The 22,699-nt window shown below is 64.3% G+C and carries 25 protein-coding genes; 14 read left to right on the forward strand and 11 right to left on the reverse strand.

What is annotated here, in order from left to right:
- Position 1: 1 nt before the first annotated feature.
- Positions 2–937 (reverse strand): LysR family transcriptional regulator, encoded by a 936-nt coding sequence (locus Amn_RS19490; protein WP_286290961.1) that lies wholly within the window; start codon positions 935–937, stop codon positions 2–4.
- 110 nt (positions 938–1,047) lie between these two features.
- Here Amn_RS19490 and Amn_RS19495 point away from each other — a divergent pair, with 110 nt between their 5' ends.
- Complete coding sequence (locus Amn_RS19495; protein WP_182573263.1) at positions 1,048–1,683, forward strand: FMN-dependent NADH-azoreductase; 636 nt, start codon at positions 1,048–1,050, stop codon at positions 1,681–1,683.
- 398 nt (positions 1,684–2,081) lie between these two features.
- Positions 2,082–4,568: a PIG-L family deacetylase gene (locus tag Amn_RS19500; RefSeq protein ID WP_067959881.1), complete on the forward strand. Its 2,487-nt coding sequence runs from the start codon at positions 2,082–2,084 to the stop codon at positions 4,566–4,568.
- A 53-nt stretch (positions 4,569–4,621) separates the two neighbouring features.
- Here the strand turns inward: Amn_RS19500 and Amn_RS19505 are convergent, their stop codons facing one another.
- On the reverse strand, positions 4,622–5,080 hold the full coding sequence (locus Amn_RS19505) for an Lrp/AsnC family transcriptional regulator (protein WP_067959879.1): 459 nt from the start codon (positions 5,078–5,080) through the stop codon (positions 4,622–4,624).
- A gap of 171 nt (positions 5,081–5,251) precedes the next feature.
- Between Amn_RS19505 and Amn_RS19510 the strand changes: the two genes are divergently transcribed.
- From Amn_RS19510 to Amn_RS19530, 5 genes are all read left to right on the forward strand, one after another.
- The gene (locus Amn_RS19510) at positions 5,252–5,992 is read left to right on the forward strand and encodes an AzlC family ABC transporter permease (protein WP_067959875.1); all 741 of its coding nucleotides are present in this window, start codon (positions 5,252–5,254) and stop codon (positions 5,990–5,992) included.
- On the forward strand, positions 5,989–6,288 hold the full coding sequence (locus Amn_RS19515) for an AzlD family protein (RefSeq protein ID WP_067959871.1): 300 nt from the start codon (positions 5,989–5,991) through the stop codon (positions 6,286–6,288). The genes Amn_RS19510 and Amn_RS19515 overlap by 4 nt, the downstream gene beginning before the upstream one ends.
- 145 nt (positions 6,289–6,433) lie before the next feature.
- Positions 6,434–8,056 (forward strand): ABC-F family ATP-binding cassette domain-containing protein, encoded by a 1,623-nt coding sequence (locus Amn_RS19520; protein ID WP_067959867.1) that lies wholly within the window; start codon positions 6,434–6,436, stop codon positions 8,054–8,056.
- Between the two features lie 186 nt (positions 8,057–8,242).
- Positions 8,243–8,833, forward strand: a complete 591-nt coding sequence (locus Amn_RS19525; protein ID WP_067959863.1) for a VOC family protein — start codon at positions 8,243–8,245, stop codon at positions 8,831–8,833.
- A 17-nt stretch (positions 8,834–8,850) separates the two neighbouring features.
- Positions 8,851–9,540 (forward strand): glutathione S-transferase family protein, encoded by a 690-nt coding sequence (locus Amn_RS19530; protein WP_067959860.1) that lies wholly within the window; start codon positions 8,851–8,853, stop codon positions 9,538–9,540.
- A 64-nt stretch (positions 9,541–9,604) separates the two neighbouring features.
- Here Amn_RS19530 and Amn_RS19535 read toward each other — a convergent pair whose 3' ends face one another.
- The 4 genes from Amn_RS19535 to Amn_RS19550 all read right to left on the reverse strand — a co-directional run bounded on the left by Amn_RS19535 (position 9,605) and on the right by Amn_RS19550 (position 12,159).
- On the reverse strand, positions 9,605–10,306 hold the full coding sequence (locus Amn_RS19535; RefSeq protein ID WP_169808325.1) for an outer membrane protein: 702 nt from the start codon (positions 10,304–10,306) through the stop codon (positions 9,605–9,607).
- Positions 10,307–10,445: 139 nt separating this feature from the next.
- Positions 10,446–10,736: an HlyU family transcriptional regulator gene (locus tag Amn_RS19540; RefSeq protein WP_067959855.1), complete on the reverse strand. Its 291-nt coding sequence runs from the start codon at positions 10,734–10,736 to the stop codon at positions 10,446–10,448.
- Positions 10,737–10,840: 104 nt separating this feature from the next.
- Positions 10,841–11,134, reverse strand: a complete 294-nt coding sequence (locus Amn_RS19545; protein ID WP_067959851.1) for a GYD domain-containing protein — start codon at positions 11,132–11,134, stop codon at positions 10,841–10,843.
- 131 nt (positions 11,135–11,265) lie between these two features.
- Positions 11,266–12,159 carry a helix-turn-helix domain-containing protein gene (locus tag Amn_RS19550; RefSeq protein ID WP_286290962.1) on the reverse strand — a complete coding sequence of 298 codons (894 nt, stop codon included), beginning with the start codon at positions 12,157–12,159 and terminating at the stop codon, positions 11,266–11,268.
- A 152-nt stretch (positions 12,160–12,311) separates the two neighbouring features.
- On the opposite strand from Amn_RS19550, the gene Amn_RS19555 reads away from it, so the two are divergent.
- Positions 12,312–13,142 carry an N-acyl homoserine lactonase family protein gene (locus Amn_RS19555; RefSeq protein ID WP_157097054.1) on the forward strand — a complete coding sequence of 277 codons (831 nt, stop codon included), beginning with the start codon at positions 12,312–12,314 and terminating at the stop codon, positions 13,140–13,142.
- Positions 13,143–13,166: 24 nt separating this feature from the next.
- Here the strand turns inward: Amn_RS19555 and Amn_RS19560 are convergent, their stop codons facing one another.
- The gene (locus Amn_RS19560) at positions 13,167–13,637 is read right to left on the reverse strand and encodes a GNAT family N-acetyltransferase (RefSeq protein WP_286290963.1); all 471 of its coding nucleotides are present in this window, start codon (positions 13,635–13,637) and stop codon (positions 13,167–13,169) included.
- Between the two features lie 84 nt (positions 13,638–13,721).
- Positions 13,722–14,333: a LysE family translocator gene (locus tag Amn_RS19565; RefSeq protein WP_286290964.1), complete on the reverse strand. Its 612-nt coding sequence runs from the start codon at positions 14,331–14,333 to the stop codon at positions 13,722–13,724.
- A 235-nt stretch (positions 14,334–14,568) separates the two neighbouring features.
- Here Amn_RS19565 and Amn_RS19570 point away from each other — a divergent pair, with 235 nt between their 5' ends.
- Together Amn_RS19570 and Amn_RS19575 are read left to right on the forward strand one after the other, a co-directional pair.
- A complete protein-coding gene (locus Amn_RS19570; protein ID WP_083948529.1) occupies positions 14,569–14,838 on the forward strand; it encodes a DUF2798 domain-containing protein in 270 nt (89 codons plus the stop codon).
- Positions 14,839–15,144: 306 nt separating this feature from the next.
- Positions 15,145–17,313, forward strand: a complete 2,169-nt coding sequence (locus tag Amn_RS19575; protein ID WP_286290965.1) for a right-handed parallel beta-helix repeat-containing protein — start codon at positions 15,145–15,147, stop codon at positions 17,311–17,313.
- 43 nt (positions 17,314–17,356) lie between these two features.
- Here the strand turns inward: Amn_RS19575 and Amn_RS19580 are convergent, their stop codons facing one another.
- Positions 17,357–17,968: a TetR/AcrR family transcriptional regulator gene (locus Amn_RS19580; protein WP_067966292.1), complete on the reverse strand. Its 612-nt coding sequence runs from the start codon at positions 17,966–17,968 to the stop codon at positions 17,357–17,359.
- Positions 17,969–18,112: 144 nt separating this feature from the next.
- On the opposite strand from Amn_RS19580, the gene Amn_RS19585 reads away from it, so the two are divergent.
- From Amn_RS19585 to Amn_RS19595, 3 genes are all read left to right on the forward strand, one after another.
- Complete coding sequence (locus Amn_RS19585) at positions 18,113–18,811, forward strand: PspA/IM30 family protein (RefSeq protein ID WP_286290966.1); 699 nt, start codon at positions 18,113–18,115, stop codon at positions 18,809–18,811.
- Between the two features lie 48 nt (positions 18,812–18,859).
- Complete coding sequence (locus Amn_RS19590) at positions 18,860–19,120, forward strand: YiaA/YiaB family inner membrane protein (RefSeq protein ID WP_115731274.1); 261 nt, start codon at positions 18,860–18,862, stop codon at positions 19,118–19,120.
- Between the two features lie 155 nt (positions 19,121–19,275).
- Entirely contained in the window at positions 19,276–19,932 is a 657-nt protein-coding gene (locus Amn_RS19595; protein WP_154384851.1) for a methyltransferase family protein, read from the forward strand.
- Between the two features lie 4 nt (positions 19,933–19,936).
- On the opposite strand, the gene Amn_RS19600 is transcribed toward Amn_RS19595, so the two are convergent.
- Positions 19,937–20,191: a putative hemolysin gene (locus tag Amn_RS19600; RefSeq protein WP_154384850.1), complete on the reverse strand. Its 255-nt coding sequence runs from the start codon at positions 20,189–20,191 to the stop codon at positions 19,937–19,939.
- Between the two features lie 119 nt (positions 20,192–20,310).
- Positions 20,311–21,393, reverse strand: a complete 1,083-nt coding sequence (locus Amn_RS19605; RefSeq protein ID WP_286290969.1) for a citrate synthase — start codon at positions 21,391–21,393, stop codon at positions 20,311–20,313.
- Between the two features lie 74 nt (positions 21,394–21,467).
- Between Amn_RS19605 and Amn_RS19610 the strand changes: the two genes are divergently transcribed.
- Positions 21,468–22,673: a citrate synthase family protein gene (locus Amn_RS19610; RefSeq protein ID WP_286290970.1), complete on the forward strand. Its 1,206-nt coding sequence runs from the start codon at positions 21,468–21,470 to the stop codon at positions 22,671–22,673.
- Positions 22,674–22,699: the final 26 nt, after the last annotated feature.

Consider the following 22,699-nt stretch of genomic DNA (forward strand, 5'->3'; position numbering starts at 1 on the left):
CTCACGCCATGCCGGTCGCTGTATGGCGCTGCGGCTCGAACTCGTTGAAACAGCCAAGCTCGCGCTTGAACTGCTCGATCAGCCAGGCCGCCGCCGGCTTTGGCGTGCTGTCGGCGCGGTGCATGGCAAACAGCGGCGAGCGCTGCTCGCTGTAAGGCTCGAGATTGAGCTCGACCAGGCGGCCATTGGCCAGATCGTCGGCGATCAGCCAGCGCGGCAGACCGCCCCAGCCGAGCCCCTCGCGCATGAGCGCATGTTTGGTGCGCATGTCGGTCAGCCGCCAGGTGCGATAGGCGAACACGCCGAAATCGCGTCCGCGCGTCCGCTCCGACTGGTCCGACACGACAAGCTGGATGTGCTCGCGCATTTCCTCCAGCGGCACCGGTCCTAAAATCTGCGCCAGCGGGTGATCGGGAGCGGCTGCCGGCACCATGGACATGAAGCCAAGGCGAACAAGTTGCACCTCGTCCTCGCCAGTTATGCCGCCCACTCCGAGATCGGCCTGCCCGGTCATGACCTGATCGACGATCAGCCCGAGCGAGCCGACATGCAGGCGCAGCGCCACGGTCGGGAATCGCTCCTCGAACGCCTTCAGCACCGGGACCAGCACCGGCGACGGCAAGGCGACCTCGACCGACATCGCGACCTCCGCCTCGAGTCCCTGCTGATGGCCGCTGGCCCGCGAGCGGATCCGCTGCAGCACGCCGATCATGCGGCGCGCATCTTCCAGCATCGTCTTGCCGACGTCGGTCAGCTGCGGCTCGCGCGTGCCTTCGCGCTCGAACAGCCTGAGACCCAACTGCGCCTCGAGATTGGCAATGGCATAGCTGATGACCGACTGCGCACGGTTGAGCTTGCGGCCGGCGGCGGAAAAACTTCCGGTTTCAGCCACGACGACAAAGACCTGTAGCTGGTCGAGGGTGGGATTGGGCTGCATCTATCCATCCAGATTATCGATGGATAATATATAAAATATGCCAGTTTTTCAAATGGGTTGGCTCGACCATATTCAACGCATCGAACAATCCAACCCCAGGAGAAACCGCCATGTCCGTCCTGCTTGTCACGTCCAGCCCCCGCGGTGCCGCCTCGCATTCGACCCGCATCGCTACCGAATTTGCCCACAAGCTGGTGGCCGCCGATCCCGCGGCCACTCTCGTCGTCCGCGACCTCGTCGCCAACCCGCTGCCGCATATCGATACCGACTACGCCACGGGTATCTACACGCCGGCTGAAGCCCGGACCAAGCGCCAGGCCGAGGTCGTCGGCGTGTCCGACGCCGTGCTCGACGAGTTGTTTGCCGCCGACACCGTCATCCTCGCCACCGGCTTCATCAACTTCAACATCTCGTCGACGCTGAAATCGTGGGTCGACCACGTCGCCCGCTCGGGCAAGACCTTCGCTTATGGCGAAAACGGCCCCAAAGGCCTGGTCACCGGCAAGAAGGTCTATATCGTGCTGGCCTCAGGCGGCATCTATTCGGAAGGTGCTGCCGTCCAGATGGACCACGCCATCCCCTATCTGCGCAGCGTGCTCGGCTTCATCGGCATGACCGACGTCGAGGTCGTCCGTATCGAGGGCGTCGGCATGGGCCCGGACGCAGTCACGGCAGCCCTCGCCAAGGCAACGGCCAAGGTCGATGCGCTGGTTGCATCCTCAGCCCATACGGCCATTGCCGCATAGCACCCTTACGATCGCCACGATTGCCATCGGGCGGACGCAGTCAGCGCTCGCCCGATTCTTATTGTCGGTGCGTGCCGGCACCGTGCTTGCCCACCCTCGTTGATCCAGTTGTCTTTCGATGCCGGACCAGCATCCGCCTCCAATGTCGCAGGCACAGGACGAAGCAAGCGACGACAGGCGAAAAACACCGCCGCTGCAGGCGCAGAGGGCATCACTTTCCCATACTCCCGCCGTCGGCGCCTCACCATAGGTAAGCACCTTCTCAATTACATAAACTTACTTGAGTTATTTTATCTTGCTGGCCATAGTCTGCTTGCTGGCTCCATTGGCCAGCGCAGGCGCCCACGGGAGGGGAGCTGCCACCTCACGGCGCCGCCTGATTACGAGAGGAGATTTCCATGTCCACGATGACCCGGCGATTGTTCATCGCCTCGTTGCCGCCTGCCCTTCTGGCCATGCGCACCGCTGCGCACTCCACGCCCGCCACCGACCTCGAACTGATCGCCAGGCAGAAGCTTGAGCCGGCAATCGTGACCCTGCACCGCCGCCTGGAGCGCCTCACCTCGACGCTCACATTCATGACCACAGGCGCCCATCCCGATGATGAGCCAAGCGGCCTGCTCGCCGCCCTGCGCCACGTCTACGGCATCCGCCCGGTGCTCTACTGCATCACGCGCGGCGAAGGCGGCCAGAACAGCATCGGCGCCGAGCGCGGTTCGGTGCTTGGCGTGCTTCGCACACGCGAAATGCAGGAAGCCTCGCGCTCACTTGACGCTTCGCTCGCCTTCGGCGGCCGCGGCCACTCCGATTCGGTGCACGATTTCGGCTTCTCCAAGGATCCCAACGCCACCATCGACCGCTGGGGCCGCGACCGTGTCGTCGAGCGAATGACCTGGGCGTTCCGCCAGTACAAGCCCGACATCGTCATGAACTGCTTCCTCGACGTGCCTGGCCAGCACGGCCAGCACCGCGCCGCCGTCGTTGCTACCTTCATCTCCGCCGACATTTCGGGCGACGCCAAGGAGTATCCCGAACAGCTCGCCGCCGGCCTCGACCCATGGAACGTGCCCAAGATCTATTCACCGGCCTATGGCGGTGGTGGCGGCGTCTATGACGATGAAACGCCCCCGCCCCCGACCACTCTGACCGTCACTGCGCCCGAGCGCGACAAGATCTCGGGAGCCACCTTCCCGCAGATGGGCGAGTGGTCGCGCTCCTGCCACCTGACCCAGGGCATGGGCAAATGGCGGGAAGAGCCGCAGACCGAGTGGCAGCTGCATCTCGCCCGCGTCGCCAAGGGTGAGCCGGCAAAGACCGAAGGTGACATCCGCGAGGGCCTGATCGCCACCGTCGGCGACATTGCCAAGCTCGACGGCATGCCGGCCTCCTCGGCGGACGCCCTGCGCAACGCCCAGGGCCTGATCGACGAGGCCATCGCCGACTATGGCGACCCCGTCGTGGTGACCGCCAAGGCCGTCGAGATTGCCAAGGCCATATCAGAGGCCCGCAAGCAGCTGCCGCAGGAGCTGCGCGCCGAGGTTGCCCATCGCCTCGACCGCAAGGCGCGCGAAATCGACCTGGTTCTGGCAACCGCCGCAGGCATGCATGTCAGAGCGTTCACCTCAGGCGAAGACCTCAAGCCGGGCGACAGTATCACCATCAAGACCTTGGTCGAAGCCCCTGAAAACGTTGTCGTTGAATCGGCCGAGATCATCGCCCGCAAGGGCCTGACGGCGAGCAATGACCAGCTTTCCGTCGCAGCCGACGCCGAGCTCACCAATCCGCTTACCGAGCAGTTCGACCCGCTCGGCGGCAACGGCGATGCCTTCGTGCGCCTGACTGCCAACATCGGCGGCCATTCGGCGGTGCTCGACGTCGACCTCGAGGACGCGCTCCGGGTGGTGCCCGCGGCATCGCTCGAGCTGAAGCCGGACGCGGTGGTGTTCAATACCGCTGCCGACTTGGCACCCGTCGCCATGACCGCCACCGTCACCAACGCCAAGGTCGGCGACCTCAAGATCGATCTGCCGGAAGGCTGGGCACTCAACCCGTCGGGTGAGGCGTCTGGCAACTCAGGCACCTTCGACCTGCAGCCGCCGGCGAAACCCGGCGAAACCCGCTTTGCCATCGAACCCCAGCTGCTCGGCAAGGACGCCTATGCCATCAACACCTTCACCTACCCACATATCGGCCGCTCCGTCGTGCCGACCAGGGTGTCGGTTCCGGTACAGACGGTGGGCGCCGAGCTGACCGGCCTGAAGGTCGGCTACATCGGCGGCGGCAGCGACAAGGTCGGCCTGTGGATGAAGCGCCTCGGCATCGATGTCGTCGAGCTCAGCCCGGCCGAAGTCGGACAGGGTGCATATCGCGACCTCAAGACCATCGTCGTCGGCATCTTCGCTTTCGGCAAGCGCAAGGACCTCGCCAAAGCCGTGCCCGAACTGCACAAGTGGGTGCAGGATGGCGGCCATCTGGTCACGCTCTACCACCGCCCCAGCGACGGCTGGGATGCCGAGAAAGTGCCACCGCTGTTCCTCAAGATCGGCTCGCCCTCGATCCGCTACCGCGTCACCGACGCTAGTTCCGAGGTCGATATCCTGGAGCCCGAGCACCCGCTGCTCAACAAGCCCAACAAGATCGGGCCGGAGGATTGGGCAAACTGGGACAAGGAGCGCGGCCTTTACTTCGCCTCCGAGTGGGACAAGGCCTATAAGCCGCTGCTGGCGATGAGCGACAAGGGCGAGGACAAGCTGCAAGGCTCGCTGCTGTCGGCCGAGATCGGCAAGGGCCGCCACACCCACACCTCGCTCGTGCTGCACCACCAGCTCGACAAGCTGGTGCCCGGCGCCTTCCGCCTGCTGGCCAACCTGGTCCAGCCCGCCTGACGAAAACGAATGGCCCCGGCAACCGCCGGGGCCCTTTTCTCCCCCAATGCCGCCTAGAGTGGCATCTCCGACGTCTGTTTGATCGTCTGGCTCGGCACGTCGGTCTTGACGTTCTGCACGCCCTTGATGCGGCTGAGATGCTCGGACTGGAAGCGCCGGTAGGCGTCGATGTTGGCGGCCACGACGCGCACCATGGCATCGCAGTCGCCGAGCATCAGGTAGCATTCCAGCACTTCGGGCAGCTTCGCCACCTCGGCGGCGAAGTGCTCGATCGTGTCCTCGTCCTGCGCTTTCAGCCATATCCGGGTGAAAAAAGTCTGCCCCTTGCCGATCTTGGCCGGATTGAGCATGGCGACGTAGCGGTCGATGACCCCCGCCTCCTCCAGCAGCTTGACGCGCCGCAGGCAGGGCGACGGCGACAGTCCGACCTCGCGCGCCAGATCATTGTTGGCCATCCGGCCGTCGCGCTGCAAGGCACGCAGGATGCGCTTGTCGATGTCATCCAGCTTCATTGGCTCAGAATTCCAATTTTTTAGCCATCTGCCGCATCAGATGCCATATCGGCACCAAACTCAACAATCTTCGCAACCAAATTGCGCCCGCCTTGGACTAGATTGCCGTTCGACACCATCACCTCGAACCTTTTGGGAAGGCGCGCCCCGCAAGGCGCGCGGGATGATTGCATGAGTGTTTCACAGGCCACATTGTCCGACCGGGCAGAAGGCGGCAGCGGTTCCGAGTTCTGGCGCGGCATGCGCTCTTGCACGCCGGTGCTGCTCGGCATCGTGCCTTATGCGCTGGTGCTTGGCGCCCAGGCGGCGCAGAAGGGGCTGAGCCCTGTCGAGGTGCCGTTGATGACCGGCCTGAACTTCGCCGGCGGCTCCGAATTCGCCGCGATCCAGCTGTGGACCTCGCCGCCGCATGTGCTGCTCATCGTCGCCATCACCTTCCTGGTCAACAGCCGCCACCTCTTGATGGGAGCGGCCCTTGCGCCGTTCCTGCGCCACCTGCCCAGGCGCAAGGTATTTCCGGCACTTTTCCTGATGTGCGACGAGAGCTGGGCGCTCGGGCTTGCCGACGCCAGGAAACGTGCTGCGGCGGGCTCAGGCCCGGCCTTCAGCCTGCCCTATTATGCCGGCGCATCGATCCCCTTCTACCTCGCCTGGGTCGTCTTCACCGGGCTTGGCGGCGCACTTGGCCCGGTGCTCGGCGACGTCGAGGCCTATGGCTTCGACATGGCTTTCCCGGCGGTGTTCCTTGTGCTGCTCGCCGGCATGTGGAAAGGCGTCGCCGCCGCACGGCCATGGCTGGTCAGCCTCGTCGTTGCCGCCATCGTCTATCTCCTGGTTCCCGGCGCCTGGTATGTCGCCGCCGGCGCATTGTCCGGCCTCGTTGCGGCCTATGTCCTGGCAGGTGAAGCATGATCGACCAGATCAACCTTCTCGCCATCGTCTTGATGGCCAGCGTCACATACCTCACCCGCATCGGCGGCTACGTCATGCTGCGCAACCGGACGCTGAGCCCGCGCGCCACTGCTGTCATGGAAGCAGCACCGGGCTGCGTGCTGATCTCGGTCATCGCGCCTGATTTTGTCTCCGACAATCCGGCCGATCTTCTGGCGCTCGCCATCACCGTGCTTGCGGCGACGCGGCTGTCGATGCTGCCGACCGTCATCGTCGGCATCGCGTCGGCCGGCGTCCTGCGCCACTTGCTCGGTTAGCAAGATGCTTTTGTCTCCGCGCCGCCGGTGCCTGTGACATCGGCGGCCCTTGCGCGCCAAGGTGCGGAGTGCTTTACGGGCGATCTCTTTTGCGGGCGCAACCGATGGCGTGGTGACCCGACCAATCCTCTGGGTCCTACAAATCATGATTCGTCTCGAAAACATCGGCAAGCAGAACGGCAAGCAACTCGTCTTCATCGAGGCCTCGGCGGCCCTGCAGAAGGGCGAGAAGGTCGGCCTCGTCGGCCCGAACGGCGCCGGCAAGACGACACTGTTCCGCATGATCACCGGCCAGGAGCAGCCCGACGAAGGCCAGGTCTCGGTCGACCGCGGCGTCACCATCGGCTATTTCAGCCAGGATGTCGGCGACATGGCAGGCCGCAGCCCGGTCACCGAGGTGATGGACGGCGCCGGTCCGATCAGCGAGCTGATCGCCGAGATGCGCGAGCTGGAAGCGGCGATGGTCGATCCCGACCGCGCCGATGAGATGGACCAGATCATCGAGCGCTATGGCGAGGTCCAGGGCCGTTTCGAGGAGCTCGACGGCTATTCACTCGACGGCCGCGCCCGCGAGGTGCTCGACGGTCTCGGCTTCTCCCAGGAAATGATGGACGGCGACGTCGGCGCGCTCTCCGGCGGCTGGAAGATGCGCGTTGCACTCGCCAAGATCCTGTTGATGCGCCCCGACGCGCTTTTGCTCGACGAGCCGAGCAACCATCTCGACTTGGAAAGCCTGATCTGGCTCGAAGCCTTCCTCAAGAACTATGACGGCGCGCTTTTGATGACCTCGCACGACCGCGAGTTCATGAACCGCATCGTCAACAAGGTCGTCGAAATCGACGGCGGCTCGCTGACCGCCTACACCGGCAACTACGAGTTCTACCAGCAGCAGCGAGCGCTGGCCGACAAGCAGCAGCAGGCCCAGTTCGAACGCCAGCAGGCGATGCTGGCCAAGGAAATCGCCTTCATCGAACGCTTCAAGGCGCGCGCCTCGCACGCCGCCCAGGTGCAGAGCCGGGTCAAGAAGCTCGACAAGATCGACAAGGTCGAACCGCCGAAGCGCCGCCAGACAGTGTCGTTCGAATTCCAGCCGGCACCGCGCTCGGGCGAGGACGTGGTCACGCTCAAGAACGTGCACAAGAGCTATGGCTCGAAAACCATCTATGAAGGCCTCGACTTCCAGGTTCGCCGCAGGGAACGCTGGTGTATCATGGGCATCAACGGCGCCGGCAAGTCGACGCTGCTGAAGCTTGTCGCTGGCGCCTCCAATCCCGACAACGGCACGGTCGCGCGCGGCCCCAGCGTCAAGATGGGCTATTTCGCCCAGCACGCCATGGATCTGCTCGACGGCGATCGTACCGTATTCCAGCAACTCGAGGACACCTTCCCGCAGGCCGGCCAGGCACCGTTGCGCGCGCTCGCCGGCTGCTTCGGCTTCTCCGGCGACGAGATCGAAAAGAAGTGCCGCGTGCTGTCAGGCGGTGAAAAGGCCCGCCTTGTGATGGCGATCATGCTGTTTGATCCGCCCAACCTGCTGGTGCTCGACGAACCCACCAACCATCTGGATATCGCCACCAAGGAAATGCTGATTACTGCGCTCTCGCAATATGAGGGCACCATGCTGTTCGTCTCGCACGACCGCCATTTCCTCGCCGCCTTGTCCAATCGCGTGCTCGAGCTCACCCCTGACGGCATCCACACCTATGGCGGCGGCTACACTGAATATGTCGAGCGCACCGGCCAGGAAGCCCCCGGCCTCAGGAGCTGACGCTCTGGCGCCAAGGCTTCGTTCGCACGCGGCACACACAGACCCCGGCCCAATGCCGGGGTTTTTTGTTTGAAATTCGATTGCTGCGTGCACGTCCAAGTGTCAGCAAGGCCAGACAGCGCCACTCCTTCGGTCTATTGCTTGTGATGGGGCTTGTGCGACACTGCTGCCGACGGAGGATTGCACATGCGAAAGCTCCAGGCGCAAGGCGTACACCACATCACCCTTGTCGGCGCTGACCGGAACACCTCGATCGACTTCTGGGAAGGCATTTTGGGCATGCCTTTCATCTTCGAGCAACCCAATCTCGACAAGGCAAGCGAGAGCCACCTCTATTTCGATCCCGGCGACGGCCGCCTGATTACCATCTTCACCGACGAGAACCGCAAGCCTGACCCGAAGCGGACGCCGACCGACGTCGGCTGCGTGCACCACATCGCCTTCTCTGTCTCGCGGGTGACGTTCCTGCAGGCCGTCGAGCGCCTCGACGAGCGCGCCATCAAGCACAGCGGCGTCAAGGATCGCGGCTTCATGGATTCGATCTATTTCGAGGATCCCCTCGGCCTCCTGATCGAGCTCGCCTCCTACCGGTTCGAGCCGCCGGCGGGGCATACCCATGCCGACGTTTTGATGGAGGCGCACAAGGTCAGGGTCGCCCGCGGTGACTACAACATCGCCGAAATCCACCTTGCCGACGCCATCGAGGCGCTCACCGAGCGCAGCCGGTCGACCCTGTCGGCCGGGCGGGAACCCAAGGATCCCTATCGCAAGAGCTGAACCCGGGAGAAGCTGACATGGCCGACATCACGCTCAACGTCATCAAGCCAAGCGTCAACAACTTGAGCGCGCGGGTGTTCCTGCGTGCCTCGGGACTCGGCTTCACCGAAAAGGACGTCTACGGCCAGACCCGCACGCCGGAATATCTCGCTGCATGCCCGGCCCATCTCACACCGATGATCGAAAGCGCCGAATTACCAAACGGCGTGTTGTGGGAGAGCTGCGCCATCATGCAGTACCTCTCCAACAAGCACGGACTGGACAACCTCTACCCCAGGGATGCCGAGCGGCGCGCGATGATCGACAGCGCGATGTTCTACCTCATCGGCACATTCTATCCCTATCTCGCGCGCGCCACCTACCCGGCACTCAACTTCCCGCAATATCCCGGCGAAGTCGGCTACAGCGACGCTGACGCGCCGACAAAGGAAAAGGCGCGCCAGGCCGCCGTCGAAGCCCTCGCCGAGCCGCTCGACGTGTTTCGCTCCTTCTACATCAAGGACAAGCCCTTCATCGGCGGCGACAGCCCGTCAATCGCCGACATCCGGCTCGCCGCGACCCTGGAATTCCTCGCCGTCATCGACTATCCGCTGCCGGCCTGGGCAAAGGCCTATGTTGCGGCCATGGAGAAATCGCTGGGCGACGCCTACACCGAACCAGCCAACGACGTGCGCGGCTACATCGGTTATGTCAGGTCGCTCGGCTAGGCTTGGCCACAGCCCTCGGAAACAAAAAAACCCCGGCGCGAGGCCAGGGTTGATATGGCGCGCCTCAGAACTTGTAGTTCAGGCCGATCTTGACGGCGTGGACGTTGAAATCGCCCTCATAGGAGCGAAACGGAATGGGATCGTCCAGCGCCACGTCGCCCGAGAAGTGATAGAACTGGTACTCGCCCTTCACCGACCACTTGTCGTTCAGCGCATGCTCCACGCCGCCGCCAATCGTCCAGCCGGTCAGCGTCTTGGATCCACGTGAGTTGAAGGTGTTCGGGTCCGTGAAGTCGCTCATTTCGAGCCGCGTAAAGCCAATGCCCGCCTTGCCATAGAACAAGGTGCGGTCGACCGCGTAGCCGGCACGGCCGGTGATGCTGGCAAGGAACGAATACTCGTTGTCGTTGCGCGCACCATTGTCCGTCTCGGCGGGAAATTCGTTGATCCTGGAGCTCCCATCCGCCCAGGAGTAGGACAGATCGCCCTCCAGGCCGAGAACCCATGAACCCCACTGATGGTTGTAGCCGACCTGGGCACCCAGCAGGCCGCCGCGGGCCTCGGGATACGCTGTCTCGAAGCGTCCGATGACAGGGTGCGGATAAGCACCGTCACCACTGCCCCAAGAGTAGCCGCCATGAACGCCGGCATAGAAGCCGGTCCAGTTGTAAGGTGCTGCCACCGGGTCAGCTGCGACCGCATCGGCAGCCACGCCGGCGCCGGTTGCGGCAAAGAGGATCGACGAGGCGAGAAGAACGGCTTTCATGAGCATTCCCAGATTCGGATGCGACAACCCTAGGGTTTCATGAATCCGCCACGCAAGGCAGGATCGAACAGAAAGCTCTCATTGCGACAAAAAGTTGCATTAGGGCAACATGATGAAGCGGCACGAGGCGCGCGCTCCGTCAGCCGAACATGCGTTCGCCCTGCTCGTCGACGAGCTGACGGCCCTTGGTCAGCGACACCTCGACCGCGTCGTCGAGCGCTGCGAAACGGTCGGCGCGGATGAACTTGTGTTCCTTGACCACGCCCTCGACATCCTTGGAAACGATGCCGCAGGTCTGGAACTGGCCGCCTTCCTTGTACGGCATCGCCTTGATGGCAAAGCCCTTGTATTCGATCTCCTTGGCCACCGCTGCCGTCTGGGTCTCGACAGAGCTCCCGCCCCCGCCAAAAAGTCTCTTCAGAAACGACATCTGGTTCTTCCCGTTGTTTTTCCGAAGCTTAGACGGTCATCTTGATTCAGTCGAGGCGTTTCGAGCCACGGCGCAGGCAGCGGGCTTGCGCCGTGGTGATCCGCCTAGCCCATCGAAGCGATAATCTCGCGATAGGCAAGTTCGGGGAAGGCTTTCAGCGTGCGTGTCCTGATGTTGCCGGCCTGTCCCAGGATCAGCGCGAAACGCGCCACCACCGCATCGTCGGGCGCCTCCGCGACCGCCACCATGTCGTACTCGCCCATGGTCAGATAGAACTGCTTGAATGAGCCGCCCATTTCACCGAGCAGCTTCTTGGCCGCGTCGAGCCGCTTGGGCGACGAACGAACGTCGCGCACGCCCTGGTCGGTCCAGTTGATCAGCATGATGTATGTCGTCACTGCACACCTCCCTCCGGTGCCACGGAGCACGGCATGAAGGCCGGGGCGGGCATCCGGGTCATCGCCCTAAAATGCATCCACGGAGAGGCAGTATCCTCCCCTGCCGGCCTTCCGGCAAGGTTTTGCGCGGATCAACCCTGCTGCGTTGGCTGGCGCAGCCGGACTTCAGCCGGAGACGCGCCATAGACCGCCTGGAAGCGGCGGGCGAAATGCGACCTCGAAGCGTATCCGGCGGCATCGGCCGCATCGGTGATGTTGCCCTCGCCGCGCGCCAGCATCTCATGCGCCAGTTGCATCCTGGCCGACGCCTGGACGCCGCGCAACGAGGTGCCCGCTTCGACCAGCTTGCGCCGCAGCGTCGAGGCGCCGACACCGAGCTCTCGCCCGATCTCCTCGGCCGTCCAGCGCCTGGCCGGCGCGCGCGCCACCAGCCATGCTGCGCGCTCGGCCAGCGACTGCGCAAACAGCGGCTGTGCCACCGGCAACTTCCTGAGCAGGATCAGCACTTCGGCGAGGCGATGTTCGACCAGCACCGCGGCATGATCGGACCCGCCGAGCGAGATGGCGGCATGGCCGAGCGCATCGACGAGTTCCTGAGACAGTGGCACGCGCAGGTCGAAGCCGACGACTGGGCGGGCAGCGCCCGGCATTTCCTGCACCCATTTCGGCACCTGGGTGACCTCGAGCAGCAGCGACTCGTAGAGGCCGTTGGCTTCAGAGGGAATGTTGACCGCGTCGAACGGCGTACCCGCCGGCAGCACGAACACATCACCCGCCACGAAACGCTGGCCGGCGTCGCCGAGCCAGAACTCCTTTTCGCCGCTAAGCACGATGCCGATTCTCGGCATTTCCGAAACAACGCTCACCAGTCGCTCGCGCTCGATGCAGCAATAGCTGAACAGTTGGCGGGCGAATGTGTGCAGCCCCGGCCCGCGCGCCGTGCGGCTCGACATCTCCAGCGGCCGCAGGAGTTGCAGCAGGCGTCGCGACAATGTGCTTTGGGCGTCTTCGACTGGTTTGAGCATACCCCAACAGTAGCACCTGCAATGGCGCTGTCGACGTCACTTTGAGCGTTTCGGGTACATATCGCCGCCATTCCGGGCACGCTCGCCCTGCGCCAGCAGGCCATTTTGCGCGGCGTCGGCAATCGCCGCAGCCGCATTCAAGGAGATCCCAAGTGAAAACTGCACAATTTCTGCTGGCCGCCATGCTGGCCCTGCCGGCCATGGACACCGCTCAGGCCGCCGAGATCGAACTCTGGCGCCTCGATTGTGGATCGATCAAGATCAGCGATCTCTCCGCCTTCTCCGACACGTTGCGCTATCAGGGCGAACAACGCACGCTGACCGACAGCTGCTACCTGATCCGCCACGACGCATCCTACATGCTGTGGGACACCGGCCTGCCGGCCGCACTGCTCGGCGCATCGCAGGAGGGCAACGGCATGAAGCCGAGCCTGTCAAAGACGATCAAGGACCAGTTGTCCGAGATCGGCGTGGCGCCTGACAAGATCGAAACCGTCGGCATCAGCCACAACCATTTCGACCATGTCGGCCAGGCCACCGACTTCCCGCAGGCCAGGTTGCTGATCGGCAAGGCCGACCTCGACGGCTTTCGCGCCGAACCGCCGGCCTTCGCCGTCGACCCGTCGCTGGTCAAGCCATGGCTCGACGGCAAGGCGCCGGTCAATACAGTCGAAGGCGACAAGGATGTGTTCGGCGACGGCTCTGTCGTCATGCTGTCGACGCCCGGCCACACCCATGGAAGCTACTCGCTGCTTGTCCGGCTCGCCGGCAAGGGAGCCGTGCTGTTGAGCGGCGACACCGTACATTTCGAGGAGCAGTTCACGAACAACGGCGTGCCGCCCTTCAACGTCGACAGGGCACAGTCGCTGGCCTCGATGGGCAGGCTTCAGGACATGGCGAAGGCGCTTGATGCGACGCTCGTCGTCCAGCATGATGCCAACGACATCGCCAAGCTGCCCGCATTCCCGGCGAGCGCGAAGTAAGCGGAAATTCCGGGGCGGCGCTGATCAGGCGGCGGCCGCGCCGAGCTGCTTTTCCATGAACACGCTGAGCGGGTCCTCGCGGTAGTCGCCGAAGGGCCCGCGGCGGGCAAAGCCCTGGCGCTCATAGAGCGCCAGGGCCTCATGATTGTCGATGCCGGTTTCCAGGCGCAACAACGACTGGCCAGCCTCGATCACCCGCGCCTCGAGGTCTGCGAGAACGGCCTTGGAAATGCCCTTGCCCCTGGCTTCAGGTACCACCCACATGCGCTTGAGCTCGGCAAAATCGTCCGACAGCGCGACGGCCCCGGTGGCGAGTGCCGTGCCCTGCCCGTCGCGGGCAACGACGAAGCGCACATTGGGCGCCCGCAACGCCTCCAGCGGCAGGAAGTGGTTGCTTTCGGCAGGATAGAGCGAAGCGCCATAGGCGTCGCCCGCCTCCAAAAGCGCGATCACGTCAGGCTTGGCTGGATCTTCCAGGGCAATTTGGAACTGCATTTCGTCAGGCTCGGCTCACAATGGCATCGAACCCGACTAAAGCGCAGCCACGACGGCCGGGCAACCCGGCCGACAGGACCACTTTCAGCGTTCCGTCAGGGCCAGCTTGGCGCCGAGCATGACAAAGGCGGCGGCGAACGTCCGCCGCATCCAGGTCATGACGCGCGGGCTACCCGTCACCTTGTCGCGCACGGCCGCTGCACACAGGCCGTAGATGGCGAAAATGACGAAGGTCGCCAGCATGAATACACTGGACAGTTCGAGCATGCGTCCCAGCACGTTGGCTTCGTTGGGCGCAATGAACTGCGGCAGGAAGGCAACGAAGAAGATCGACAGCTTCGGGTTCAACACGTTGATCAGGATGCCGTCGACCAGCACCTGCCATGCGCTGCGCGGATCGGCATCGGCCTCGACCTTCAGCGCGCCCTGCTCACGCAGGCTTTGCCAGGCCATGTAGAGCAGATAGGCAACGCCGGCATATTTGACGACCTCGAACAACAGCGCGCTGGTGTGCAGCAGCGCGGCAAGGCCGGTCAGCGCGGCGATCAGATGCGGCACGATGCCGAGCGTGCAGGCGAATGCCGCAAGCATGCTCGCCTTGCCGCCGCGCGACAGCCCCGCCGCCAGTGTGTAGACGACGCCCGTGCCGGGCGATGCGACGATGATCAGTGTGGTCAGCAGGAATTCGATCGACACTGGTGTCCTCCCTCAAGGTGCGGCGACCATAAAGCAGGACCTTCACCGGCAAAAGCCACCCGAAAAGCTATGCCCGGCACCGTTGCATTCCGCAACGGTCAAAGCTATCTAGGCCGCGCTGCGTTCCACGCATGCCGTAAGCGTCTCACGTCAAGCAACGCATTCAACCGGTCGCGACCGGGAGGAATGCCATGACTTGCACTCTCGTGATCGACTGCTTCCAATGAGTGATCCCATGAGCTTACGTTCCCATCCCCGCACATGCGGGAAGCTGCCCGCGCGTTATGCCGCCATCATCATGCCACTGGTGCTCTCGGTGCTGATGTCGTCTGTCGTCTCGGCCATCTCGACGCTGAAGAGCCTTGGGCCGACGCCGGCCTTCCTGTCGACCTGGCCCGCCGCCTGGGCTCTGTCCTGGCTGGTGGCGTTCCCGACGCTGCTTCTGGTCCTGCCGCTGGTCAGGCGCATCGTGGCACTTGTCGTCGCGGCACCTAAGGCAAGCTAGAAGCGAAACGCGCCGGGCAGCATGAGCGGCTGCCCCGGCGCGCGGTCTGGCCCAATGGAAAGCCAATTTGCCGCAGCAGTCGGCAACGACCGCTGCGGTCCCGCGCGTGGTCGCCATCTGCCCCAGCGTCCGCAGCGGTTTCTAACAAACCAACCCGGCAACGGCCTAAATTAGCATCAACGCATTGAAACAAAAGGAAAAACGTCGTCAACAGGCGACGCCCGTACAGTCGCCAATTTAATCTGGACTCTTCAATTCAGGTATTTTAGCTCACCGACGTTCAATCGGAAATTTGAAGTACCTGCCATGACATTCCCAAGCCTGTTTGCAGTGGCGCTGGCCTCCGGCACCGCCCTTTCGACCTGCGCCTTTGCGCAAGCCCAGCAGCCGATCCTCGAACTCGAAGGCAACCTTGCCTATGGCGTCGGCAATGGCGGCATCGGTATCTTCATGCCGTTCCTGCTCGACAACGGCAATGGCGTCTTCTTCGACGCCAGCGGCAGCTTCGTCGAAGGTTCGGCACGGCAGGCCTCGTTCGGCATGGGCTACCGCCACCGTGTCGAAGGTGGCTGGCTGCTCGGCGGCTATGGCTATCTCGACGTCTTCAACAGCGAACACGGCAACAGCTTCAACCAGCTGTCATTCGGCGTCGAAGCGCTGGGCCCGGTCTACGAAGCGCGCGCCAATGTCTATCTCCCCCTCGGCGACGACAAGGTCGCAGCAAGCCTGAGCCACGCCTTCGTCTCCGGCAGCGAACTCAAGTTCCAGGCCGGCCGCGAATTCGCCCGCGCCGGCGCCGACACGGAAGTCGGCCTGCGCTTGCCCATCTTCCCCGAAAGCATGAACGCCGAGATGAAGGTTTTCGGCGGCGCCTACTGGTATGATGGCGCGCGCGGCCTCGACGACACGCTTGGCGTCAAGGCGCGCACCGAGGTCAGCTTCTCCGGCCTGCCCGGTGTCTCCGGTTCGACGCTGGCGCTCGGCGCCTCGATTTCCTACGACAATGAGGACCAGACCGAATTCGGCCTCACCGCGCGGCTGCGTGTACCACTCGGCGGATCGAGCCGCACCGGCAAGGCCGCCTTCGATCCGATGTTCCAGCGCGTCGAACGTGCCGATTTCATCCGTACGTATGCCGACAGCGACGGCGTGACCGAGGCCGCTGAGTTTGTCCACGGCGGTCAGGCCGTCGGCAAGGTCGTCTCGATCTCGCAGGCAATGGGTGATGCGACAGCCATCAATGCAGCACTCACCACCGCCGGCACCAACGCGCTGGTGCTCGCCAATGGCGGCATCACGCTCGGCCAGGCGCTGCAGCTCGGCGCCGGCCAGCACATGGTCGGCGGCGGCGGATCGATCGCCGTACGCGGCGCCAACAGTCGCATAGAGGTGGCGTTCCGCAATGGCGGCGACGCAGCTAAGCTGACTGGCACCAACGCCGCCGCCAACGTCGTCAGCATGGCCTCGGGCAGCGAGATCGCCGGACTGACCATCACCGGCGGCCTCGCCGGCATCGCCAGCAGCGGTACCTCCAACATCTCGATCCGCGACGTCGACATCTCGAAGACCGCGGGCGACGGCATCCGCCTCGACAACGTCACCGGCGCCACGATATCAGGCGCCAACATCCACGACCTCTACATCTGCAACAGCAACACCAATTGCGAGTTCGCGGTCGGCCGGCCGAATCGCGCGCCGCACGCCGCGGTCGCCGCGCTCGGCACCAGCGGGCTGACCGTCCGCGATACGGTGATCGACAGCGTCACCTATGGCATCTTCGCCGGCAGCCGCATCGACCAGAGCGACTGGCCGGAGGTGATCACCCACGCCGCCAGCGACATCGTCATCGACAACGTCAAGATCAGCAAGTCGCGCCGCGAAGGCATCCTGCTCGTCGCCGCCAACGACGTGACGATGAACAAGGTCACCGTCGACAATTCCGAACAGGGCCTGGATATGGACTTGGTGGTGCTCCAGGGCACCTCCAATGTCTCCATCACCGACATGACGCTCAAGGGCGGCATCAACGGGCTGATGCTCGTCACCGCCTCGACCCTGCCTGAGAATGCGGTGACGACCAACGTCAATGTCCGCGGCCTCACCATCGACGGCACCCGCAACGCCGGCATTTTCCTCAACCCCGTCTCCGGCATCAGCTTCAAGGACGTCACCATCACCAATGCCGGCACCTATGGTGCCTACATCTACGGCAGCGAGTGGGACTTCCTCGGTGGCCCGGTCAAGAACATCGACTTCGGCAACATGCGCGTCGATGGCGCCAGCAAGGCAGGCCTCTACTTCTCCGGTCCTGCCGAAAACATCCGCGGCGATATCACCGTCGTCGACACGCCGCTCAACTGCCTCGCCGATCAGGGCGCCTGGTCGGGCACTTCGCTGATCCAGACCGACGGCTCGGTGCTGAAGCTCAACGGCACGGCGATCGAAGCGAACAAGCTGAAGACCACCTGCAAGTGACGAACGCGACCCGCGCGGCATCCGTCGCGTGGGTCCCCTCCCGTCATACCCTCTGCCTGAGGCCGGCGACGAAGGTCGTCACCAGAAGCGTGATCTGCTCCGACACGTCCCCTCGTCTACCCTCGATGGCATCGGTCGCGTAGCCGACCGTCACGATACCGTGGACGCTTGACCACAAGGCATGCGCGGCCGTTCCCCTCAGACGCGGATCGGCAATCAGCCCGCTCTTTTCCAGAATGTCGGCAATCAGCAAGAAGCTGCTCGAAAGCCGCTCCTCATATGCCCTGGTTTCGTCCGAGGGCTCACCGGCAAGGCCAGTGGCCAGAAGTGACTGCCAGCTTCCCGGGTTCTCACCGACGAAACGCTGATAGACCCCGGCCAGCGCCAGAAGCAGCCGGACCGGATCGGTCACGCCCTGACGCTCCAGGTCGCCAAGCACCTGATTGCCGACGGTATCAAGTCGTTCGAGCAACCTCGTGTTGACCGCCCGCAAGATACCGGTCAGGTCCCCGAACAGATTGTAGATCGAGCCGACCGCGATCCCGGCCTCGCTGGCGATCGTGCGCGCTTGCAGCTTGGCAGCCCCCCCTTCGTTGAGCAGCCTTTCGGCGATGCCAAGCACCCGCTCCTTCGTCTCGTTGCGATCCAGCGCCATCTTGTTTCCTGCCAATGTTGAAGGCCCGCCATTGCCATCCAGATAGCACAACGCCGCCAAAATGAACATCGTTCAAAATACCTCTTGAACAATGTTCATTTTGTGGTAGCCTTCAAATATGAACAATGTTCAAGGGAGGGAAGCATGATAAGGAATGTCTTCAAGTCGTTGCTGGCGGTTGCGGGAGCCCAGGCTGAAACCGGCCTTGAAAACCGCTTTGCCATCGACCTGATCGAACAACACATCAGGAACGCACAATCCGGCCTGAGCGCCGCCAAGCAGACCCTGGCGACGATCGTCATCCGCCACCGCGGTGAACAGTCGGCGCTCTCGCGCCTTGCCCAGCGCCTCAGTGACCTCGAACAGCGGACCGCCAGCGCGCTTCATGCCGGCGCCAATGAACTGGCGCATGACGGCGCAACCGTCATCGCCGAACTGGAGAACGAACGCGCGGTTCGCCAGGCGACGCTGGCAGCGCTGGAGCAGCGGATCACCCGCATGCGGCTCTCGATCGAGACGGCCCATGCCAAGATTGTCGACCTCAACCAGGGCCTGATCTCGGCCAAGGCGCTCGACGCCGAGCATCGGGCCCAGCGCGGCCTCAACCGCTCGCTCGGCAGGTCCACCGGCTTCAAGGAGGCGGAGGCTCTCATCGCCCGCATACACGACCGTAGCGATCCGCTGGAGGAAGCCTTCGTCATCGATGCCATCGACGACGAATTGAGCGGCGATGCGGTGCGCACAAGACTGGCGAATGCCGGCCACGGCCTGCCCGTCAGGGTCGACGCGACCCAGGTCCTTCAGCGTCTCGCAACCGCCACCGAAATCTCGTCACCCAACTGATCCCTAGATCTCGCCACCCCGCAATGTCGTCACTCAAGGAGGAAAATCATGAGCCCGAACCAGACCTATATCCTGTTCAACGCCGCGTCCGTCGCCGTCGCCTACTTCATGCTCGCCCTGTCGCTGTGGCTGGCGCCGGTCGACCTCTCGACCAAGGGCTACTGGGGCATGGGCGTGCTTCTGCTCACCGGCGCCCTCGTCAATCTGGTCAAGTATCGTATGGACGATCGTCTCGCCGCCGAACTGACCGCCAAGATCGAAAAGGCCCGCAACGAAAAACTGCTCAGCGAGTATGTCGGCAAGGAGTAAGCAAGTAGCCCGACCCGCGCGGTGAAGATCGCGCGGGTCGGAATCTTGATTCTTCAAGGTACGGCCCACGGTTACACACCGCACAGGCCGCCCTTGCATTCTAGGCACTGCTTTCGGCTAAGGTGGGAACGCTTGCATCGGGGACGTGGAAAACATTGCCCTCTCTCAAAATACTCATCCTTGGCGTGGCCGGCACGCTTGTCAGCCTCGGGCTTGCGATTCTCGGCGCGGGCGGCTTCATGGTATTCTTCTCAAACCCGTCCCGCACCGCTGCCGCAATCCTCACCGTCGTCCTGATGGTCGTCGCCCTGCTCAGCGGCGCCAATCTCAGCCCGGGCGAGCAGGAGGACCGCGCCAATCGCTGGGTGCTGCCGGCGCTCGGCGTCATCGGCCTGCTCAGTGCCTTCCTGCCGGCCTATGACGACCGTATCGACTTCTGGACCATCGGCGGCGAAACGATCCGGTGGATCGGCGTCGCGCTGTTTGCCGCCGGCGGCATGCTCCGGCTGTGGCCGTTCTTCGTCCTCGGCAGCCGCTTCAGCGGGCTGGTTGCCATCCAGCCCGGGCACAGGCTGGTCACCTCGGGCATCTATGCGCTCATCCGCCATCCCAGCTATCTCGGCCTGCTGGTCAACGCCCTTGGCTGGGCTCTTGTCTTCCGCTCGGGCGTGGGCGTCATCCTCGTCGGCCTCACCCTAGTGCCGCTGGTCGCCCGCATCCGGTCCGAGGAGCGCCTGCTGCGCACCCATTTCGGCGCGGAATATGACGACTACGCCCGCCGCACATGGCGGCTGGTGCCGGGTCTGTATTGAGTGCCTAATCCTTCGGTGCCACGCATTTCTGGTCGCGGAACAGCGCCCACTCCTCGCAGAGGCTGCCGTCGGGCATGCGGCAATAGCCGGTCTCGTTGCCGCCGGCGTCCTTGCGGATCTCGAGCTTGCCGCCGATGTTGCCGCAATGCACCGAGGCAGGGTTCGCCATGCCGATCGGATTTTGCGGCGGTGCCGCCGCAGCGCCCATCACGGCAAGCGAAATGGCCGCCAATCCCACAGAACTCGCCACCAGCCGCATCGGGCCCTCTCCCTTCAAGCTTCCACCGCTGCATCTAGCGTCGTACCGTCCAAAGGCAATTGCCAAATGAAAAAGCCCGGGGTCATGCCCCGGGCTTTGCGCAATCCGTCAGCATGCTCTCAGGCCGGCATCGGCCCGGTATAGACTGAGGCCGGGCGCAGCAGCCGGCCGGTGCGCTGCTGTTCCAGCGCATGCGCGACCCAGCCCGCCGTGCGGCCGACAGCGAAGACCGGGGTGAACGCCTCGCGCGGGATCTTCAGCGCACCGAGCAGGATGGCGGTGTAGAACTCGACATTGGTGTCGAGACGACGGCCCGGCTTGGCGCGGGCGAGCGCCTCGCGGGCATATCCCTCGACCTCGGCGGCAAGGCCAAGATCCATACCCTCCGAGCCCAACGTGCCCACCGACCGCTTCAGCACGTCGGCGCGCGGGTCGCGCACCTTGTAGATGCGGTGACCAAAACCCATCAGGCGCTCGCCGCGCGCCAATGCCGCGTCGATCCATGGTGCGATGTTGTCGGGCTTGCCGATGGCTTCCAGCATGTCGAGGACAGGTGCCGGTGCGCCGCCATGCAGCGGGCCCGACAGCGCGCAGTAGCCTGCCGTCACCGCCATGAACAGGTCCGCCTGGGTCGAGGCGACAACACGCGCGGCGAAGGTCGAGGCGTTCATGCCGTGGTCGCTGACGGTCACCAGATAGGCGTCCAGCGCCGCCGCTTCTGCGTCGCTCGCAGCCGTGCCGCGCATCATGCGCAGCATGTCGGCCGCCTGGCCGAGGCTGGCATCGGGCGCAACGGGGGCGAGTCCCTCGGCGCTGCGCGCCAGTGCTGCCGCCAGAACCGGCATGGCACCGAGAAGCGCCACCTCGTCGTCGAGACCGTCCTCCCGATCGATCGCGGCGATCGCCGCGCGGAAGCCGGCGCCGAGCGCCAGGCTTTCGGTCGCGGGCAGGATCTTTTCGAGCCGCGCAAAGGCACGGACACGTGCTTCGCCAAGCTCCGCCCTCAATTCGCCGGCTGCGGTTTCCTTGCCGGCGGCCGAAAGCAGGCGGGCGGCAGCCCCCTCGAAATCCGTCTCGGCGGCCAGCTGGGCGACGCGGCTGCCAGCGATGATCAGTTCGCCACCCTCGCCGTCGACATGGGAAAGTGCGGTCATGGCCGCGGTCACGCCGTCCAGTCCGGCGGTGGTCTGATGAAGTGTCATGGGCTTGCTCCTTGCTGCGCTGCAGAAAGATGAAGCTCTTTTCATATTGATCAATCTTGATTAGCTTGATCAATATGAAAAAAGCCTCCGAACCGCTCTATCTCTCGGCCCGCGAGGCCGCGGGCGAGCTCGCCGTTTCGCCGGCTACGCTTTATGCCTATGTCAGCCGCGGCCTGATCCGCTCGGAACCGTCCGAGGACGCCCGTGCCCGGCGCTACCGTGCCGACGACGTCCGAGCCCTTCTGGCGCGGCGTGCCCCGGCCGGCCTCGCCAGCGCCGGAGAGACCGAGGCGCCGGTTCTCGATTCAGCGATTTCGACCATCACCAGCGAAGGGTCGGTCTATCGCGGCGTTCAGGCGGTGGCACTGGCCGAGCACGCGACGCTGGAACAGGCAGCGACGCTGCTGTGGGACATGAACGACGCCGACCCTTTCGCCGCCGCCAACATGCCTGTCATCAGCGACACCATGCGCGCCGTGGCCTCGGTCACCACGGGCGAAGCGCCAATCCCACGTGCCATCGCCATGCTCGCGCTGGCCGGCGGCAACGATTCACGCGCCTTCAATCGCTCGCGCCAGGGCCGCGTCGAGGTTGGTGCCCGTGCCGTCCGTTTGCTCACCTCAGGCATCCTTGGCACCACGCCCTCGCCTGCGCCGATCCATCTGCAGGTGGCCAACGCCTGGGCGCCTGGCCATCCCAGTGCCGAGGCAATTTTCCGCCGCGCGCTGGTGCTGCTTGCCGACCACGAGCTCAACCCCTCGACATGGACGGTGCGCTGCGCCGCCTCCACCGGCATCAACCTCTACGATGCGCTGATATCAGGCCTGGTGGCGCTCAAGGGCCCTCGTCATGGCGGCGCCGGCCCGCTGGCAGCGCATATGGTGGCCGATTTCGCCGCCACCGACGTCGCCGCCAACATCCGCGAACGTGTCGCCATAGGCGACCGCATCCCCGGCTTCGGCCACACCGTCTATCGCGACGGCGACCCTCGCGCCGACAGCCTGCTGACAGCCCTGGCCGAGGCGGGCGCCGACAGGCGCCTCGCCGTCGAGGCACCGACGCTGATCACCGAAGCCACCGGCCTGCACCCCAACATCGACTATGCGCTGGCGGTGATGGTGCGCACCTTCGGGCTGCCGATCGGCTATGAGACAGCGTTCTTCGCCATCGCCCGCTCCATCGGCTGGGTCGCGCACGCCATCGAGCAGCTGACGTCAGGTGTACTGATCCGCCCGCGCGCCCGCTATGTCGGACCCGCGCTGGGGCGTGGCGGCAGCTAAGGGCTGAACTGCACACGATATGGCGC

The organism is Aminobacter sp. Y103A (assembly GCF_030294925.1).
GTDB lineage: Bacteria > Pseudomonadota > Alphaproteobacteria > Rhizobiales > Rhizobiaceae > Aminobacter > Aminobacter ciceronei.

Coding starts and splice junctions, on each gene's coding strand:
- Amn_RS19490 (WP_286290961.1), bottom strand. CDS start 937: ATGCAGCCCAATCCCACCCTCGACCAGCTACAGGTCTTTGTCGTCGTG.
- Amn_RS19495 (WP_182573263.1), top strand. CDS start 1,048: ATGTCCGTCCTGCTTGTCACGTCCAGCCCCCGCGGTGCCGCCTCGCAT.
- Amn_RS19500 (WP_067959881.1), top strand. CDS start 2,082: ATGTCCACGATGACCCGGCGATTGTTCATCGCCTCGTTGCCGCCTGCC.
- Amn_RS19505 (WP_067959879.1), bottom strand. CDS start 5,080: ATGAAGCTGGATGACATCGACAAGCGCATCCTGCGTGCCTTGCAGCGC.
- Amn_RS19510 (WP_067959875.1), top strand. CDS start 5,252: ATGAGTGTTTCACAGGCCACATTGTCCGACCGGGCAGAAGGCGGCAGC.
- Amn_RS19515 (WP_067959871.1), top strand. CDS start 5,989: ATGATCGACCAGATCAACCTTCTCGCCATCGTCTTGATGGCCAGCGTC.
- Amn_RS19520 (WP_067959867.1), top strand. CDS start 6,434: ATGATTCGTCTCGAAAACATCGGCAAGCAGAACGGCAAGCAACTCGTC.
- Amn_RS19525 (WP_067959863.1), top strand. CDS start 8,243: ATGCGAAAGCTCCAGGCGCAAGGCGTACACCACATCACCCTTGTCGGC.
- Amn_RS19530 (WP_067959860.1), top strand. CDS start 8,851: ATGGCCGACATCACGCTCAACGTCATCAAGCCAAGCGTCAACAACTTG.
- Amn_RS19535 (WP_169808325.1), bottom strand. CDS start 10,306: ATGAAAGCCGTTCTTCTCGCCTCGTCGATCCTCTTTGCCGCAACCGGC.
- Amn_RS19540 (WP_067959855.1), bottom strand. CDS start 10,736: ATGTCGTTTCTGAAGAGACTTTTTGGCGGGGGCGGGAGCTCTGTCGAG.
- Amn_RS19550 (WP_286290962.1), bottom strand. CDS start 12,159: ATGCTCAAACCAGTCGAAGACGCCCAAAGCACATTGTCGCGACGCCTG.
- Amn_RS19560 (WP_286290963.1), bottom strand. CDS start 13,637: ATGCAGTTCCAAATTGCCCTGGAAGATCCAGCCAAGCCTGACGTGATC.
- Amn_RS19570 (WP_083948529.1), top strand. CDS start 14,569: ATGAGCTTACGTTCCCATCCCCGCACATGCGGGAAGCTGCCCGCGCGT.
- Amn_RS19575 (WP_286290965.1), top strand. CDS start 15,145: ATGACATTCCCAAGCCTGTTTGCAGTGGCGCTGGCCTCCGGCACCGCC.
- Amn_RS19580 (WP_067966292.1), bottom strand. CDS start 17,968: ATGGCGCTGGATCGCAACGAGACGAAGGAGCGGGTGCTTGGCATCGCC.
- Amn_RS19585 (WP_286290966.1), top strand. CDS start 18,113: ATGATAAGGAATGTCTTCAAGTCGTTGCTGGCGGTTGCGGGAGCCCAG.
- Amn_RS19590 (WP_115731274.1), top strand. CDS start 18,860: ATGAGCCCGAACCAGACCTATATCCTGTTCAACGCCGCGTCCGTCGCC.
- Amn_RS19600 (WP_154384850.1), bottom strand. CDS start 20,191: ATGCGGCTGGTGGCGAGTTCTGTGGGATTGGCGGCCATTTCGCTTGCC.
- Amn_RS19605 (WP_286290969.1), bottom strand. CDS start 21,393: ATGACACTTCATCAGACCACCGCCGGACTGGACGGCGTGACCGCGGCC.
- Amn_RS19610 (WP_286290970.1), top strand. CDS start 21,468: ATGAAAAAAGCCTCCGAACCGCTCTATCTCTCGGCCCGCGAGGCCGCG.